General features: G+C 57.5%; 12 protein-coding genes. 4 read left to right on the forward strand and 8 right to left on the reverse strand.

The window, feature by feature from the left end; genetic code table 11:
• Positions 1 to 20 precede the first annotated feature (20 nt).
• From J0X19_RS05160 to J0X19_RS05170, 3 genes are all read right to left on the reverse strand, one after another.
• Positions 21 to 845 carry an outer membrane protein assembly factor BamD gene (locus tag J0X19_RS05160; protein WP_206982110.1) on the reverse strand — a complete coding sequence of 275 codons (825 nt, stop codon included), beginning with the start codon at positions 843 to 845 and terminating at the stop codon, positions 21 to 23.
• Between the two features lie 90 nt (positions 846 to 935).
• On the reverse strand, positions 936 to 2,648 hold the full coding sequence (locus tag J0X19_RS05165; RefSeq protein ID WP_206982111.1) for an OstA-like protein: 1,713 nt from the start codon (positions 2,646 to 2,648) through the stop codon (positions 936 to 938).
• A gap of 138 nt (positions 2,649 to 2,786) precedes the next feature.
• A complete protein-coding gene (locus tag J0X19_RS05170) occupies positions 2,787 to 3,674 on the reverse strand; it encodes a glycerophosphodiester phosphodiesterase (RefSeq protein WP_206982112.1) in 888 nt (295 codons plus the stop codon).
• Between the two features lie 117 nt (positions 3,675 to 3,791).
• Between J0X19_RS05170 and tilS the strand changes: the two genes are divergently transcribed.
• Together tilS and mdh are read left to right on the forward strand one after the other, a co-directional pair.
• The gene (gene tilS / locus J0X19_RS05175) at positions 3,792 to 5,120 is read left to right on the forward strand and encodes a tRNA lysidine(34) synthetase TilS (RefSeq protein ID WP_206982113.1); all 1,329 of its coding nucleotides are present in this window, start codon (positions 3,792 to 3,794) and stop codon (positions 5,118 to 5,120) included.
• A 173-nt stretch (positions 5,121 to 5,293) separates the two neighbouring features.
• Positions 5,294 to 6,235 (forward strand): malate dehydrogenase, encoded by a 942-nt coding sequence (gene mdh, locus J0X19_RS05180; RefSeq protein ID WP_206982114.1) that lies wholly within the window; start codon positions 5,294 to 5,296, stop codon positions 6,233 to 6,235.
• Positions 6,236 to 6,459: 224 nt separating this feature from the next.
• On the opposite strand, the gene J0X19_RS05185 is transcribed toward mdh, so the two are convergent.
• The 3 genes from J0X19_RS05185 to mutL all read right to left on the reverse strand — a co-directional run bounded on the left by J0X19_RS05185 (position 6,460) and on the right by mutL (position 10,435).
• Positions 6,460 to 7,341 carry a rhomboid family intramembrane serine protease gene (locus tag J0X19_RS05185; RefSeq protein WP_206982120.1) on the reverse strand — a complete coding sequence of 294 codons (882 nt, stop codon included), beginning with the start codon at positions 7,339 to 7,341 and terminating at the stop codon, positions 6,460 to 6,462.
• Positions 7,342 to 7,445: 104 nt separating this feature from the next.
• The gene (locus tag J0X19_RS05190) at positions 7,446 to 8,243 is read right to left on the reverse strand and encodes a rhomboid family intramembrane serine protease (RefSeq protein WP_206982128.1); all 798 of its coding nucleotides are present in this window, start codon (positions 8,241 to 8,243) and stop codon (positions 7,446 to 7,448) included.
• 173 nt (positions 8,244 to 8,416) lie between these two features.
• Positions 8,417 to 10,435, reverse strand: a complete 2,019-nt coding sequence (gene mutL / locus J0X19_RS05195) for a DNA mismatch repair endonuclease MutL (RefSeq protein ID WP_206982130.1) — start codon at positions 10,433 to 10,435, stop codon at positions 8,417 to 8,419.
• A gap of 318 nt (positions 10,436 to 10,753) precedes the next feature.
• On the opposite strand from mutL, the gene J0X19_RS05200 reads away from it, so the two are divergent.
• Together J0X19_RS05200 and bshA are read left to right on the forward strand one after the other, a co-directional pair.
• Positions 10,754 to 13,708, forward strand: a complete 2,955-nt coding sequence (locus J0X19_RS05200) for a glycoside hydrolase family 3 N-terminal domain-containing protein (RefSeq protein ID WP_206982131.1) — start codon at positions 10,754 to 10,756, stop codon at positions 13,706 to 13,708.
• Positions 13,709 to 13,919: 211 nt separating this feature from the next.
• Complete coding sequence (gene bshA / locus J0X19_RS05205; protein WP_206982133.1) at positions 13,920 to 15,059, forward strand: N-acetyl-alpha-D-glucosaminyl L-malate synthase BshA; 1,140 nt, start codon at positions 13,920 to 13,922, stop codon at positions 15,057 to 15,059.
• Positions 15,060 to 15,123: 64 nt separating this feature from the next.
• Here the strand turns inward: bshA and J0X19_RS05210 are convergent, their stop codons facing one another.
• Both J0X19_RS05210 and J0X19_RS05215 read right to left on the reverse strand, forming a co-directional pair.
• Positions 15,124 to 15,654 (reverse strand): 5' nucleotidase, NT5C type, encoded by a 531-nt coding sequence (locus J0X19_RS05210; protein WP_206982135.1) that lies wholly within the window; start codon positions 15,652 to 15,654, stop codon positions 15,124 to 15,126.
• 67 nt (positions 15,655 to 15,721) lie between these two features.
• Complete coding sequence (locus J0X19_RS05215; RefSeq protein ID WP_206982137.1) at positions 15,722 to 16,258, reverse strand: DUF7935 family protein; 537 nt, start codon at positions 16,256 to 16,258, stop codon at positions 15,722 to 15,724.
• Positions 16,259 to 16,441 lie beyond the last annotated feature (183 nt).

A 16,441-nucleotide genomic window follows, 5' to 3' on the forward strand; every position in this document is an offset into this window, starting at 1 on the left:
AACAATTCAGCCATTGAAAATTAATTTGCAGCCGCGTCCTTGGGTTTGAGCTTGGCTATCTGCGCTGTGGCGTCGGTGTACATCCGCTCGGCGTCTTTCAGGTTGCGGCTCTGCGGGAAGGTATCCACAAAATGCTGATAGAACGCCACGACATCCAAATACCGCTCGCGCTGCTTTTCTTCCACACTTTCGCGGGCGAGGTCGTACTGCGCACTCACTTTCAGGTACTCGGCTTCTTCGTTGAACGCGGAAGCGGGAAACTGCTGCTGAAACGTGGTAAGGGCCACCACCGCCGACTGATAATAACGCAAGCTGTAGTAGAGCTTGGCGCCTTGGTAGGCCTTGTTCTCCAGTTTCTTTTGCAACTCCTGCGACATGCCCTCAGCCTCGGGCCGGAACTTGCTTTCGGGGTAGCGGTTCAGGAATTCCTGAATGGTTTCCAGCGCCGAATACGTGTTGGTTTGGTCTAGCTCGTACTCCGGCGAATCGCGGAACAGCGACTTGGCTTGCAGAAACGAAGCTTCTTCGGTGTACGCCGAGTTCGGGTAAGTATCGGCGAAGGATTTGAAATAGTAAGCACTCAGCGTATAGTTGCGCTGGCGGAAGTTGGTGTTGGCGAAGTAGAACTGCGCTTTTTCCGCTTCCGGGCGACCTTTGAGCAGGGGCACCAAATCTTCGAGGAGGGTACCCGCTTTAAAGAAGTCGCCTTTATCGTAGTACTTGATGGCAGCTTCGTACTTCTTGTTCACGTCGCCGCTCTTCAGCAGCTTTTGGTAGCCGGTGCAGGAGCCGAAAAGCAACGCACTAAGCAGAAGAACAAAAAGGGTTGGGCGAAATGATTGCATAAGGGGCGCAAAGGTAACGGATTCTGCCCGAATCACTGGTTGATTGATGATTGGCAATTGTAGCTTACTGGCCGCAGCCCCAGCAAACCGCTATTTTTTCACTGGAGGCTTCGGCGCGGCAGTCTTCGGAGTTTGGGTGCCGGTGGCTGGCTTGACACTGGACTTGGCTTTTGCCTTCGAACTGGTTTTAGGGGCGGCCTTGGTTTTCGTTTTCGATTTCGGCCGGGCTTTCGGCTTGGCCTTCACGGGTAAGGCAAAGTGCCTGCCTAACACCGCCCGGCGGGTGGGACGTTCCGTGGGCCGCCAGCTGAAATCTTTTAGCTTCTCGTCTTCAGGTTTCAGCTCATGCGGCGGGATAAAACTGGCGTCGGGGTTGGTCAGGAAGCTGATGGTTTGCAGCTTGCTTTCGGCAAAGCGCAGCACCATCGTGGCCGATAGGGCTTTGTTCATGCCGCTCACCGCCGTATCACCTTCAAGAGCATAGTAGAGGCTCTCGGCGTTGCCAAGCACGTCAACTTTTTTTATCGAGTTGTTTTGGAAGTAGGCAATCATGCGGCGGCCCTTCACCTGGTTGAAGTTCAGCAGCGTGTCTTGCCCGATGATAAACGAGTTGGCGTACAGGCGCATCTGGTCCACTTTGCCCTTGCGCTGCCGGATTTCCATGCTGTCGGCGGTGAGCTGGTTTTTGTTGTTCCAAAGGATGGGCCGCTTGTTGAGGTAAATGATGGAATCCAACCGGTTGTAGGTGAGCGAGTCGCAACGGCCCTGCAAATCGGTGCGGAAAATCTTGGTTTTCGGGAAGGCGTAGATGACGCCGGCGTTGTTGAGCGGCGCCTTGCCTTCCTGGCTGATGAGCGTGTCGGCGGCCAGATACAGCGTGTCTTTGCCGGAGATGTTGCGCATCACCGGCGCCCCGTACACCTTCACCCGCCCCAGCAGCCGCCAATACCGCCCCACGTCCCCCCTGATTACTACGTTGTCTTTCTTCGAGGTCATGGAGACGTGGCCGGTGGCTACGCCGTATTTCGTTATTTGGTCGTAGATCAGCTTGTCACCGGTGAGCAGGTAATTGGGCGTTTCCACCTTGGCGTTCTTCTGGAATACTGACTTGCCGGTGATGGTGTTGTGCACCCCGTTTTCGGCGTACAGCGTCTGGTTCTGCTTGTCGGTGAGGTGCGTTGGGCCGAAGAAATACGCCACCTTCGATATGGTATTGTATTGCAGCGTGTCGGTGTCGATGGTGTTGTCTTTGGTGAGCACCTTCACGTTGCGCTTGAAGCTGAAGATTTTGCTGGTGGTATTATAGTAGCCATACTGGCTATCCAGCGTATTCTCGGGGTCCACGATATGGCCGCCGGTGCTGTAGTAGGCCAGGTTGTTGTTGAGGTCGTAATCAAGCAGCTTGGTGGTGAGCGTCATGCGCGGGTCGCGCATGGTCACGTTGCCAATCATGCGGGCCTTGCGGGTGTCGCCGTCGTAGGTGGCCCGGTCGCCGGTAATCGTGATGGTGTCGTTCTGGATGATGCGCACGTTGCTGAAAGCTTCCAGCGCATTTTTGTCGGTGTACTGATAGGCCGAGTCGCAGTAAAGCAAGGTAGTACCCTGCCGGAAGCTCACGTTGCCAATCAGCTTACGAATCTCAACACCGTTGAACGTGCCCCCAATCAGTTCGTTGGTACCCGGCAGCAGCTCAATGCGCTGGCCTTTGGCGGGCGTGGGCTGGGTGGCAGGTTTGCGCTGGGCCGTGGCAAACAGCGGCAACCAAGCCAATACTATAAGAGAGAGAAATCGAAGGAAAGGCATTTAAGAGCAAAGGTAGGAAATCTGGGTGCGCACCGCACGACAGGTTACGCGGTAGCGCGAAGCCTTTGCTTCGCGTATCGTTGCACGAATTGCACGTGCGCGGTTGTCAGCAACGATACGCGAAGCAAAGGCTTCGCGCTACCGCCCTAGCAACGACAACATGGTCGGAACATTGTCAACCTCAATGGCATCGGGCCGGCAGTCAATCAGGCGCTGCACGGTGCCGGAGGCGCGGCCCCCGAACGTCACCACCTGCAAGCCGGCCGCGTGGGCCTGCGCAGTACGCTCGGGCGTTATCAAGTCTTTCCGAACGATGATGGCCTGTACCTTTTCCGCTTTGGCTGCTTGCAGCTGGTTGTCGAAATCGTCGGTGATTTCCAGGCCCAGCGGTATGCCCGGCAGCGCCTGCCGCAGCGCCGTCAACGACGACTGGTTGATGGTGAGCACCAGCAGGCGGTCTGGCGGCCAGTTGTATTGCTTCAGCAACCGGCCCAGTGCCCGCGCCAACGCCGGCGCTTTGGCTAGTGGCTGCTCTGCATTGCAAACGTTGGTTTCGTGCAGGTCGAAGTGCAGGTAGGGCAACGTGGGGCGTTTGCTGAGCGTGTCGAGCAGGTGTTGCAGCGTGATTGGGCGCTCCTCGTGCCACAAGTCATAGAACCAGCCGCCGCGGTACTCCAGCTTTTGGATTTCCGCCGACGGTAGCTCGTACACGCAGCCTTTGCCGTTGGTCATCGATTCCAGCGTTTGGTCGTGGTAGAGCATCAGCACGCTATCCTGGCTGAGCTGCACGTCCACTTCCACCCCATCGGCCCCGCGGGCCAGTGCCTTTTTGAGGCTGGCAAAACTGCTCGGGGGCAGCGGATTGAACGGGTTGATGGGCGCAAAAAAGCCTGAGCCAGCGTGCCCGATTACCAACGGCTGCTGGTCGCGCGGGAGCGGCTTGCTGGCCGGTCCGCAACTGGCTAGCAGCAGCGGCGCTATCAACAGAACGAAGCTGTGCCGCAACCAGCGGGCGGAGAAGTGCATAGTCGCAGGCAACATTTCCAGTGAGTCAATCATTGCTATTCTATTTGCTTTCACTTCGCAGGCGTAACGCCCAATGAGGCGGCATCTGTATTTTTGCCACTCGTATTCCCAATTCGTATGCTCGACCAGGTCCGCCAGTACATAGAACAACATCAGCTTTTTTCACTCACCGATGACCCGCTGCTGGTAGCCGTGAGCGGCGGCCAGGACTCGGTGGTGCTGGCCGATGTGCTGCACCGGTTAGGCGTGCCGTTTGCCGTGGCCCACTGCCATTTCGGGCTGCGCGGCGAAGAAGCAGATGCCGACGAGCAGTTTGTGCGCAAGCTGGCTAAGAAATACGAAGTTCCCTACTTCGCGGAGTTCTTCCAGACCAAAGCCTTTGCCGAGCAGGAAGGCATTTCCACCCAGATGGCCGCCCGGGCGCTGCGCTACGAGTGGTTTGAGCGGCTGCGCCAGACCCAAAACCTGGCCTACATTGCCACCGCCCACCACCAGCGCGACGCCGCCGAAACCATGCTGCTCAACCTCACCCACGGCACCGGCCTGGCGGGCTTGCACGGCATTCCGCCCAAAAACGGCTACCTGGTGCGCCCCTTGCTGGGAATCGGCAAGCCGGAGCTATTCGAGTACCTGGTGGAAAACCACCTGATCTGGCGCGAAGATGCCTCCAACGACAGCCCGGTGTACCAGCGCAACCGCCTGCGCCAGGAGGTGCTGCCGGTGCTGCGCGACATCAACCCCAACCTTGACCAGACCTTACAGTTCACGGCCGAGCGGGTGGGTGGCGCCGAGGAAATTGTGCGGCGCTACGTGGCTGATACCGCCGCCGAAGCCCAGCGTACCGAGGCCGACGCAACGTACCTGAACATTGCCACGCTGCAACGCACAGCCGCTACTACGCTGGTGCTGCACGAGTTACTGCGGCCGTTTGGGTTCAGCTTTCCGGTGGTAAAGGACATTGTAGCGGCCTTCCTTGCCGAGCCGGGCCGCCGCTTCGAGTCGCCGACGCACCGGCTGGTAAAAGACCGGGAGCAACTGGTTATCACTCGGAAAATTGTCACCAAGTTCGGCACCCACCAGATTCAGGCCGGCCAAGAGGTGCTGAAAATTGACGGTTTGCACCTGCGCCTGGAACTAGCTGAAGCCGCTGGCCTCGATATTCCGCGTGGTAAAGCAGTGGCTGCGCTGGATGCTGACCTGCTGAAGTTTCCGCTCATTGTGCGTCCTTGGCAGGAAGGCGACTGGTTTATGCCCATTGGCATGAAAGGCAAGAAAAAGCTGTCCGACTTCCTGATTGACCAGAAGGTGCCGCTCAATCTGAAAGACAACGTGTTTGTGCTGGTTTCTGCCGACGGCAAAATTGCTTGGGTTATCGGCTTCCGGCCCGACGAGCGGTTTAAAGTGACGGACGCAACCGAGCGGGTACTGACGGTGAAGCGGATGTAGCTTTTTGGTGCTTAGTGCTTGGTGCTTAGTGCTTAGGTTGTTCTGCACATGCTAGCAGTGGTTACTCTAAACAACCCAAGTCATTATTTAAAGACCAAACTATGCATGAAGCACTAGGCACTAGGCACTATATTTACCCCTGAACCCAATCCGTAAACCCAACCCATCACCCGATGAAAGTTACCGTAGTTGGGGCTGGCAACGTGGGCGCAACCTGCGCCGATGTATTAGCCACCCGCGAAATCGCCAATGAAATTGTTCTGGTTGACATCAAAGAAGGTTTCGCCGAAGGCAAATCTCTGGATATCTGGCAGAAGTCACCCATCATTGGCTACGACTCCCGCACCGTAGGCGTTACCGGCGACTACAGCCGCACCGCAGATTCGGAAGTGGTGGTAATTACGTCGGGCCTGCCCCGCAAGCCCGGCATGAGCCGCGACGACCTGATTTCAACTAACGCGGGCATCGTGAAAACGGTAACCGAGCAAGTGGTAAAACACTCGCCCAACGCCATCATCATCGTAGTGAGCAACCCGCTCGACGTAATGACTTACCAGGCGCACCTCACTTCGGGCCTGCCCCGCGAGAAGGTATTTGGCATGGCCGGCATCCTCGACACCGCCCGTTACCGCGCGTTCCTGGCTGAAGCCCTGAACGTGAGCCCCAAAGACATTCAGGCCGTACTCATGGGTGGCCACGGCGACACCATGGTACCCCTCCCCCGCTACACCACCGTGGGCGGTATCCCGGTAACCGAGCTGATTGGCAAAGCTGAGCTGGACGCCATTGTGCAGCGCACGGCCGTTGGTGGCGGTGAGCTGGTGAAATTGATGGGCACTTCGGCTTGGTATGCACCAGGCGCCGCCGCCGCGCAAATGGTAGAAGCCATTGTGCGCGACCAGCGCCGCGTATTCCCCGTGTGCCTAGAGCTGCAAGGCGAATACGGCATCAACGGCGTGTATTTGGGCGCTCCGGTTATTCTCGGCAAAAACGGCATTGAGAAGGTAATCGAGTTGCAACTCAACGACGAGGAAAAAGCCCTGCTGGAAACCTCGCGCGGCCACGTGAAAGAAGTGATGGACGCCCTGGACACCATGAGCAAAGCCTCAGCTTAGTTCCGGATTTTAGCTTCAACTAAAACGGCCACTCTGCACATGCAGAGTGGCCGTTTTAGTTGAAGCTATACCCACTACGAGGTGAAAAATGTGTAGGCATGGGGCTTGCCTCCGCCTATTATTGGGGCTGCTCTGCCACTGTCGTGCACCAACGGGCGGGGACAAGCCCCGCTCCCTACTGGTAATCTTTAGCAACCAGTGAATCGTCTGCAAAATCCGTGTTCCTACTTCTGGCTGGCGCGGAACAGCTTCTGCTTTTCGTCTTTGGAGAGGCTTTCGTAGCCGGAGCGGGAAATCTTGTCGAGAATCGTGTCGATGTCGTTCTGCTCGGGCTTGGGCATAGTGCCTTTTTTGGGAGCCGGAGCGCTGCCGCCCCGGTGCGTTACCCGCAGGCGGGGCCGCCCCGAGAGCAGCCCACCCACCCAGTCGCCGACGACTTGTACGGGGGTGCCCAGGTCACGGCCGGCCTGGAGCTGCTTGATATATAGGAAGCCCAGCAGTGCACCACCTAGGTGAGCAATTTCGCCGCCGGCATTACCTCTATCAAGACTTGCCACCGAAACCAGCACTACTACGGCAGCAATGTATTTGATTTTGACCGGCCCAATCAGGATGATGCTGAACGTGTAGTCGGGCAGCAGCGTAGCGGCGGCTACAATAATAGCCACCACACTAGCCGAAGCCCCATACAGTACAGAAGGCTGGCCTTTGAATACTGGCAACAAGTTGAATGCCAGTAGATACAGCACCACGCCAGCCAACGCCCCCAATACATAGATACTCACCAGCTTTCGGTCGCCAAGATATTCTCGCACCAAGGACCCAAACCAGTACAGGTTCAGCAGGTTGAACAGAATGTGAAAGAAGGCTATGTGGGTGAAACTATAGGTTAGCAGGGTCCAGGGGCGGGTGAGCAAGCGCATCGGTTCCGAGGGAACGGCAATCCACTCCAACACTATCCCGTGGTTGCTAGAGCCGGTGCTTACAAACATGACCGCCCCAAACAGAATCAGCGCCACAAACACCAGCGCGTTAATCAGCAGCAGCTGATTCAGGGCGTTGTCGCGGCGGCTGAAAGCAGTGCGAATGTCATCAATGAAACTCATAAAGGAGGAAGCTTAGACAGAAAACGAAGCCTGAAGCCAGGCAGGAACTGCGCTTGGGTAGCGCGGCACTTCAGGAGCCGAGCACCTGAACAATGGTTTCTATATCAACCATAATGCGTGCCATTCCGTTGCCAGATTTTCAACACGATAAACCCAATCAACATTCCGCCCAAATGCGCGAAGTGCGCCACATTGTCGCCGGGCGTTTGGTGAAGTCCGGCGTATAGCTCATAGGCAGTGTATAGAAATACAAATAACCAGGCCTTAATAGGCACCGGAATTGGGAAAATGATAAGCGTGCTTTGAGGAAACAGAAATCCAAAGGCAAATAACACCCCGAATAAAGCGCCCGAAGCTCCCAACATGCCGGAATTAGGGCTGGTTTGAACGCTGCTATAAGCATCATCAATAGCATCAGCGGCTTGGTCTATCATAGAAGCATTTCCCGGATTACGATCCAGCGAAACGCCCATCGACTTAGCTGCCTGCTCATAAGCAGGAAAATGCTTACTGAAGAAGTCAACGAAGGCAATACCCGAAGGATTTTCCCGAAATTCTATTCGGTCCACATTCATCTGGTGAATCTCATAAGTGCGCACACCTTGATACAGCACTCCTGCCCCAATACCACAAATCAGCCAGAACGTCAGGAAGCGTTTCGGCCCCCACACATCTTCCAGCGAAGCGCCAATAAACACGAGGCCCAGCATGTTGGACAATAAGTGCCCGAAGCCACTATGCATAAACATGTAGGTTACAAACTGCCACGGCTTGAAATAGATGGAACTGAACGGGTATAAAGCGCCGAGAACGTCTACTTGTGCCCCAAACTGGGTTTGCAAGAAAAACACCAGTACGTTGATGATGAGCAGGACGCGGACGGTGGGAGTAAGTCGGAACATGAATCGCGAAGTTGCGCTGGTGAAAGAGGTTGCAAAAGGGTTAATCTGCCATACGCTGAATAGGAAGATTTCGACGCGCCAGCTGACGCCAAGCCGTAAACTTGCGCGCTTCTGCGCTATCATAAGTTTCGTACGAACTGCAAACCAACGAAAACCTGCTTGGTTGGCGCGCCTTAACTGGTGAAAAAGGATTGCAGCTGATTCATTTCCAGCATAACCAGCGTGCGGCGGCCGTCGGGCGTGTAGCCAGGCACTTGGCAGGCAAAAAGCCGGTCTACGAGGGCGGTCATTTCGGTATCGGAGAGGCGGGCGGTGGCGGCCGTGGAGGCTACCCGGCGGGCTAGGGCGCGGGCCATCTGCTCGCGGCGCTCCAGCTTCACGGGACCGGCCGAGTTGCGGAACTGCTCGATGAGGCCTTCGAGTAGCTCTTTCTCGTCGCGGGCAGGCACATCGGCCGGTATGCCTTCCACGGCAATGGTGTGCTTGCCGAAATCGGTGAAGCGGAAACCCAAAGCCCGCAGAGCTTCTTCCACTTCGCGGAGCACTGCAAAATCCTGGGGCGAAAACGTGACGGTGCGTGGGAAGAGCAGCGTTTGGGAAGTACCGGTTTCGCGCTGCAACTCCTGGGCGTACTGCTCGTACAGAATCCGCTCCCGCGCGGCAGCCTGGTCAATCAGCATCAGCCCCGACTTTACGGGCACCAACAGGTACTGCTGGTGCAACTGCAACACCTTGCTCCCGACGCCGGCGCTGGCGTCGCGCAACGGCAGCTGGGGCGTGGGCGGCGTGGTCTGAACTACTGGCGTAACCGGTGGTTGCGGCACAGCGGGCATTTCTGCCGCGGCCTGCGCGGCCTCCAAGGCCGCCGCCGACGGCACCGGCACACCAATGGCCGTGGCTTCGCGCTCTACGTCGGGCACGTTCAGCTCACTCAACGACCTGTAGAACTCTTCCAGTTCGCGCTTGGCCTGGTCGGTGGGGCGTGGTGGCACCTGCCGCTCGTAGGCGTCGGAACGGCCGGTACTGCCCGAGTTGCTGCGCGGCTCCCGCGGCGTAGGCTGGGCCGCGGCCGAAGCCGCCGAGGCCAGCGCGTCGGGCCGGAAGTTGGCGGCATCGAACGAGCTTTTCTGGTCACCGGAAAGGCGCAGTGGCTGGATGGGCGCAAAGTTCACGTCGCCTTCAAAATCCAGGGACGGGGCCATATTGTGCAAGCCCAGGCTTTGCTTGACGGCGGCGCGCACAATGGCGTACACGGTCTTTTCGTCCTCGAACTTGATTTCGGTTTTGGTGGGATGCACGTTGATGTCGATGGACTTCGGATCGAGTTCCAGGAACAGCACGTAGAACGGGAAAGTATCCTTGGGCAACAAGCCCTCATAGGCCGTTAGTACGGCGTGATTGAGGTAGGCCGAGCGGATAAAGCGGTTATTGACGAAGAAAAACTGGTCGCCGCGGCTTTTCTTGGCCGACTCGGGTTTGCCAATGAAGCCGCGCACCGCAATAAACGGCGTCACTTCTTCGCAGGCCGCCAGCTGCTCTTTGTAGCCGTTGCCGAGCAAGCTCACGATGCGCTGCCCCAGCTTGCCGGCCGGCAGATTGAACACCTCCAGGTCGTTCTGGAACAGCGAAAAGGCAATTTGCGGGTTGGCCAGCGCAATGTGCTGAAACTCATCCAAGATATGCCGCATCTCCACGGCGTTGCTCTTGAGGAAGTTGCGGCGGGCCGGCACGTTGAAGAACAAGTTCTTCACGCTGATGCTGGTGCCGTCGGGGCAGGCTACGGGCTGCTGGCTGGTAATCTGGGAGCCTTCCACCAGCAACAGCGTGCCGGTGTCCTGGTCGCGGGGCTTGGTGCGCAGCTCCACCTGGGCCACGGCGGCAATGGAGGCCAGCGCCTCGCCCCGGAAGCCGAGGGTACGGATACGAAATAGGTCGTCGGTGGTGCGGATCTTGCTGGTGGCGTGGCGCTCCAGGCTCATGCGGGCATCGGTTGGGCTCATGCCGGCGCCATTGTCTACCACCTGCACCAGCTGCTTGCCGGCGTCTTTGATGATGAGCTGCACCTGCGTAGCGCCCGCGTCAACGGCGTTTTCCAGCAATTCCTTCACCGCCGAGGCCGGGCGCTGCACCACTTCGCCAGCGGCAATCTGGTTGGCCAAGTATTCGGGAAGCAGCTGAATTATGTCGGCCATGCCAGAAAGAAAAACAAGATACGAAAGGTGAAAATGAACACGTTAAGTGGCTGAACCGTTGCATTCCGGCGGCGCTTGTGCATCCGGCCACCAAAAAATATCCGTAAGTTTGCGGCCAACATTCGTGTGTGAAGCGCTGCTCGGAACCCCGAAACAACGTTTAGAAAGAGTTGAACGAAAGGATGCCGCGGATCCGTACTACCGACCGCCGGACTATCCGGCCGGCCCTTCTTTTCCCTCACGGATTCAAGCAAAAGTAGGGCGAATTCCGCTTGCTTTCAACCTTACCTGTCACGCCAGCCATTACTACGGGAGCCGATGCTCAAGGATTTTCGGATTAGACTCTTACTGCTGCTCTTGGCCGCGACGGGTCTACTCATTACATCGGCAGTGCCCTACGAAGATGCGGCCCGCCCCCGGTCGGTGGCCGAGCAAAACTGGGTGGACAGCGTGTTCAATTCGCTCACGCCCGACCAGCGCCTGGGCCAGCTGTTTATGGTGGCCGCGTACTCCAACAAAGACAAGCGCCACGCCCAAAGCATCGAGAATCTGGTGCGCAACCAGCACATCGGCGGGCTGATGTTTTTGCAGGGCGGCCCGCGCCGGCAGGCTATCCTCACCAACCGCTACCAAGCCGCCGCCAAAGTGCCGCTGCTGATTGCGCTGGACGCCGAATGGGGCCTGGACATGCGCCTTGATTCGAGCATGCACTTTGCCAAGCAGATGACGCTGGGCGCCATGGACGACGACCAGTACATCTACCAGATGGGCCGCGAAATTGCCCTGAAGATGAAAACGCTGGGTGTGCACGTCAGCTTTTCGCCGGTGATGGACATCAACTCCAACCCCGACAACCCGGTTATTGGTAACCGCTCGTTCGGCGAGGACAAAGAGCAGGTAGCCAAACGCGGCGTGCAGTACGTGCGCGGGCTGCAAGACCACGGCATTGTGGCCGTAGCCAAGCACTTCCCCGGCCACGGCGACACCGACGTGGATTCGCACGTGGCGCTGCCGGTTATCAACTCCGACCTGGCCCACCTCACCAACATGGACCTGTACCCGTTTCAGCAGGCGTTTCAGTCGGGGGTGATGGGCGTGATGGTGGGGCACCTCTACATGCCGCTTTTCGATACGGTGCGCTCCACCAGTGCCACCATTTCGCGCAACCTCGTAACGGGGCTGCTGAAAGAGAAGATGAACTACAAGGGGCTGGTGTTCACCGATGCGCTGAACATGAAAAGCGTGGCCAACCTCTACAAGCCCGGCGAGCTGGATGCTTTGGCCTTACTGGCCGGCAACGACGTGCTGCTGTTTTCGGAGGATGTGCCGGTGGCCCTCGCCAAAATCAAGGAAGCCCTTGCGGCCGGCTCGATTATGCAGGACGACGTGGACCAGCGGATTCGCAAGATTCTGCGGGCCAAGTTCTGGGCGGGCCTGAACCGCCGGCAGCCCATTGATGTGCCCAACCTGATGACCAGCCTCAACCGGCCGCAAAGCCGCACGGTGGCCCAGGAGATATTCGAGCACGCCACCACCGTCGTTAAAAACGAAGACGACCTCCTGCCCTTCGTGCGCCTCGACACGCTGCGCGTTGCCACCGTTACCATTGGCGCGGCTACCGGCAGCACGCTGGGCGAGATTATGGGCAAGTACCAGAACGGTCCGGTGTACCCGGTGCCCAACCGCTACGCCCCCGACTCTACGTTTGCCCGAATTCTGCCGCGCCTTGCCCCCTACAATACGGTGGTCGTGACGCTGCATAATATGAACAACACACCCACCCACAACTACGGTATTGGCGACGGGGCGCTGAAGTTCATTAAAGAGCTGCAAGCCAACCCGAAAATTAAAACAGTGGTGGTGGCTATGGGCAACGCCTACTCCCTGAAACACCTAGCCAGCGCCCGGACGCTGGTGTGTGGCTACGAAGACACGTACGCCGCACAGCTGGTAGTACCGCAGATTCTGTTTGGGGCACTACCCGCCAAGGGCCGCCTGCCCGTAACCGTGACGCCCGAGCTAAAAATCGGGACGGGCCTGCCCACGCCCGACTTGCGCCGCCTGCGCTACGCCACGCCGGAAAGCGAAGGGCTGGATTCGAAAATCCTGGCGCAAATCGACAACGTGGCGCTGGAATCGGTGGCGTATGCGGCGGCTCCCGGCTGCCAGGTGCTGGTAGCTAAAGACGGCGCGGTGGTGTTCGACAAAAGCTACGGCTACTGCACCTACGACAAGTCGCAGCCCGTGAATGCCAGTACGCTCTACGACCTGGCTTCCGTGACGAAAGTGGCGGGCACCTTGCAGGCCATTATGTACCTCAAAGACCAGGGCACCCTGAACCTGGACAGCAAAGTAGCGGCGTACCTGCCGGAGTTGAAAAGCACCAACAAGCGCGACATGACCGTGCGGGAGGTGCTGCTGCACCAGGCTGGCCTGAAAGCGGGCATCCCAACCTGGGAGAAGACCATCACCAAAACCGGCCCCAAGCCCACATTCTACGCCAGCACTGCCGAGGCCGGCTTCCCGAATGAGGTGACCCCTACTCTGTTCAGCGTGCAAACCGCCGAAGATTCGGTGTGGACCTGGGTGCAGCGTTCCGGCTTGCTGCCGAAAGTGAAAGGCAAGTATCCGGTGGAGTATTCCGACCTGAGCTTCATCATTCTGAAGCGTGTGGCCGAGAAGCTGCTCAACCAGCCGCTGGAAAACTTCCTGGATCAGCAGTTCTACAAGCCACTGGGACTGGGCACCATGACTTACAACCCGCTGGCTAAGTTTCCGCAGTCGTGCATTGCGCCCACCGAAAACGACACGTATTACCGCCGTGCCCAGCTGCAAGGCACCGTGCACGACCAGACCGCGGCCATGATTGGCGGCGTAGGCGGCCACGCGGGTTTATTTGCTAATGCCAACGACCTGGCGATTCTGATGCAGATGAACCTGCAAAATGGCCGTTACGGTGGGCGCAACTACTTCCAGGCTCCCGTAGTAGCCGAGTTTGCGCGTAGCACGGTAGCCGGCAACCGGCACGGCCTGGGCTGGGACCATGGCGACCCAAGCAAGCCCGAAGGCCCGACGTCCAACCTCTCGCCGGCCAGCACATTTGGCCACACCGGCTTCACCGGCACCTGCGTTTGGATGGACCCCGAAAACAAAATCCTCTACATCTTTCTTTCCAACCGTGTGTACCCCGATGCCGGCAACAACAAGCTGCGTCAGTACAACATTCGCACCCGCATCCACGACGTCATCTACAAGTCACTCATCAAGTCATGATTTGTTGTTTCACGCTGTCTGTTCCTTGACCTGCAATTGGCGGTAAGGCATCCAACCGGGGTGCTTGCCGCCAATTTTTATTTTGTTGTCTTCCCTGGTACAAGCTGTCATTCCGACGCCGGAGGAATCTGGTAAACGTTCAACAAATCCATTCAGATTCCTCCGGCGTCGGAACAACAAATTGCCTTCGCAATTCCCCTCTCCCCCTCTCATGAATATCGGCATCGTCTGTTACCCTACCTTCGGCGGCTCCGGCGTCGTAGCCACCGAACTTGGTAAAGCCCTGGCCCTCAAAGGTCACCGCGTCCATTTCATCACCTACAGCCAGCCGGTTCGCCTCGATTTCTTCAACGAGAACCTGTTTTACCACGAAGTATATATTCCGCCGTATCCGCTGTTTCAGTTCCCGCCCTACGAGCTGGCGTTGGCCAGCAAGATGGTGGACATTGTGCAGAACGAGAAGCTGGACGTGCTGCACGTGCACTACGCCATTCCGCACGCCTCGGCCGCCTACATGGCCAAGCAGATTCTGATTACCAAAGGCATCCGGGTACCCGTAATTACCACGCTGCACGGCACCGACATTACGCTGGTGGGCAAAGATGCCAGCTACGAGCCCGTGGTAACGTTCAGCATCAACCAGTCGGATGGCGTAACGGCGGTTTCGGCCGACTTGCGCAAGGAAACCTACGAGTACTTCGCCATTGAGAAGGACATTGAGGTGATTCCGAACTTCATCAACCTCGACCGGTTCAAGAAGCAGGACAAAAGCCACTTCAAGGCCGCCATTGCTCCCGATGGCGAGAAGCTGCTCATCCACACCTCCAACTTCCGCTCGGTGAAACGGGTGGAAGATGTGGTGCATATTTTCGATGGGGTGCGCAAGCAGATACCCGCCAAGCTCCTGCTCGTCGGCGATGGACCGGACCGGCCCCGCATCGAGAAAATCTGCCGCGACTTAGGCCTCTCCAGCAATGATGTGCGGTTTCTGGGCAAGCTGGAAGCCGTGGAGGAAGTGCTCAGCGTGTCGGATTTGTTTTTGATGCCTTCGGAAAAGGAAAGCTTCGGCTTGGCGGCTTTGGAAGCCATGTCGTGCGAGGTCCCGGTTATCAGCACCAACGCCGGCGGCATTCCGGAGCTAAACGAGCACGGCATCACCGGCATGGTAAGCAACGTGGGCGACGTAGAGGATATGGTGAAAAATGCCCTCTACGTGCTGGAAGACGAGAACCTGCCCCGGTTCAAAGCCGCCGCCCGCGCCCATGCCGAAACCTTCGCCACCGATAAAATAGTACCGCGCTACGAAGCCTGCTACCAGCGCGCCATTGATGCGCAATTAGCGGCGGTGTAAGCTTCGTTTTTCGTCGTTGGTTTTTCGTTATTCGGCTTTTTGTAACCAGCAGACGAAAAACGAATTACAGAAATATCTCCCCTATTTCCAGCCAGCTGTGCACCCGGCGGTAGCGGGTTTCGTGTACGTTGTGCGGGGCATTGAACAGGATACCCTCGCCCCGAAAGTTGTCGAAGTTGAAGGCGTTGTCGTCGATGAGGTAGTCGGCGTTGAGGATGCTTTTGTCGCCGCAGAACACGTAGTTGCGCCACGGAATGAAGCGGAAGTGCTGTTGCAGCCAGTTGTATTTGTCGAGAAACGAGTTGGGAAACTCCATGGCGGCCGTGGCAATGAACAACTCGTAGCGCTGCGCCATTTCGCTCAACACGCGCTGGCTATCAGCCATAATGGGCAAATCCTTGAAAAAGCCGGGCCGGTTCGGGTACTCCCGCAACGCGGCCTGGTGCTCGGGCGCTACCACCTCATAGGCATTTTTGCCTTGCAGCTGTTCCAGGGTAATTGCGATTTGAAAGTCAAGGCCATACCACTCCTGAAACCGAGCTATAGAATCGGCAATTACCTCATCCATATCTATTGCAATCCGGGTTTTTGCCATCGGGCTACTACACGTAAAGAACTGGTAATGCTGTCGAACAACGAAAAACCGATAACGAAAAACGAACTTAGAACAGACCGGCCGCTTCTCGCTTTACGGCATCCAATGCGCGTTCGGTAGGCTCTACTTCCTCGTTAATCAGCGTTTCGAGAATGCGCTTGGCCAGTTCGGTGCCGCGCGCCTGCTGGGGCTGCGCAAGCCCCTGATACGACTTATTAATAACGGTGAGGATGTGTTCTTTGGCCGTTTTTACTTCGGCCCAGGTGTCGGGGTTCATGTAGAGCTGCTGCGACAGATTGTGCTCATACTCGGCCCGGATTTCCTGCAGCAGCAGCCGGTGATAGTCGGGGGCGGTTTGGCCGGCGCTGCCCAGCCGGACAAGCATGTTATTGGGCGTGATGCGCTCCAACAGCAGCGTAACGCGCTCCAACGCCTGCAACCGTAGCGGCAGCGTGGTTTTGGTGGCTTCCAGGCGCAACTCAATCAGGCGGCGCTGTTGCTCTTTCTCTAGGTACTGCCGAATCAGGTAGAAAATGGAACCGGCCACAAGGAGTGCCGGCAAAATAATCTTAAGCAAATCGAAGAGGTAAGCGGTGGTATCCATCAGCAGAGGTTACGAACTGGAAAGTAGGGTATGGTGAAAGCTACGACCCGGAGCCGCCGATGGTTGGGGCGTAGCAAAGCGGCGCAGGCGCTGCATGCGGGCTTTTGGGCAAGCTGGCACGATTTTTCTACCGCCAAAGATACACCGTGAACCGCAGCCACCTCTACACTGTTGTAGTCAGCG

This window comes from Hymenobacter telluris, from assembly GCF_017313265.1.
Classification (GTDB): Bacteria; Bacteroidota; Bacteroidia; order Cytophagales; family Hymenobacteraceae; genus Hymenobacter; species Hymenobacter telluris.

Bases quoted from the DNA above. Each gene is read 5' to 3' on its own strand.
- J0X19_RS05160 (WP_206982110.1), bottom strand. From the start codon at position 845: ATGCAATCATTTCGCCCAACCCTTTTTGTTCTTCTGCTTAGTGCGTTG.
- J0X19_RS05165 (WP_206982111.1), bottom strand. From the start codon at position 2,648: ATGCCTTTCCTTCGATTTCTCTCTCTTATAGTATTGGCTTGGTTGCCG.
- J0X19_RS05170 (WP_206982112.1), bottom strand. From the start codon at position 3,674: ATGCACTTCTCCGCCCGCTGGTTGCGGCACAGCTTCGTTCTGTTGATA.
- tilS (WP_206982113.1), top strand. From the start codon at position 3,792: ATGCTCGACCAGGTCCGCCAGTACATAGAACAACATCAGCTTTTTTCA.
- mdh (WP_206982114.1), top strand. From the start codon at position 5,294: ATGAAAGTTACCGTAGTTGGGGCTGGCAACGTGGGCGCAACCTGCGCC.
- J0X19_RS05185 (WP_206982120.1), bottom strand. From the start codon at position 7,341: ATGAGTTTCATTGATGACATTCGCACTGCTTTCAGCCGCCGCGACAAC.
- J0X19_RS05190 (WP_206982128.1), bottom strand. From the start codon at position 8,243: ATGTTCCGACTTACTCCCACCGTCCGCGTCCTGCTCATCATCAACGTA.
- mutL (WP_206982130.1), bottom strand. From the start codon at position 10,435: ATGGCCGACATAATTCAGCTGCTTCCCGAATACTTGGCCAACCAGATT.
- J0X19_RS05200 (WP_206982131.1), top strand. From the start codon at position 10,754: ATGCTCAAGGATTTTCGGATTAGACTCTTACTGCTGCTCTTGGCCGCG.
- bshA (WP_206982133.1), top strand. From the start codon at position 13,920: ATGAATATCGGCATCGTCTGTTACCCTACCTTCGGCGGCTCCGGCGTC.
- J0X19_RS05210 (WP_206982135.1), bottom strand. From the start codon at position 15,654: ATGGCAAAAACCCGGATTGCAATAGATATGGATGAGGTAATTGCCGAT.
- J0X19_RS05215 (WP_206982137.1), bottom strand. From the start codon at position 16,258: ATGGATACCACCGCTTACCTCTTCGATTTGCTTAAGATTATTTTGCCG.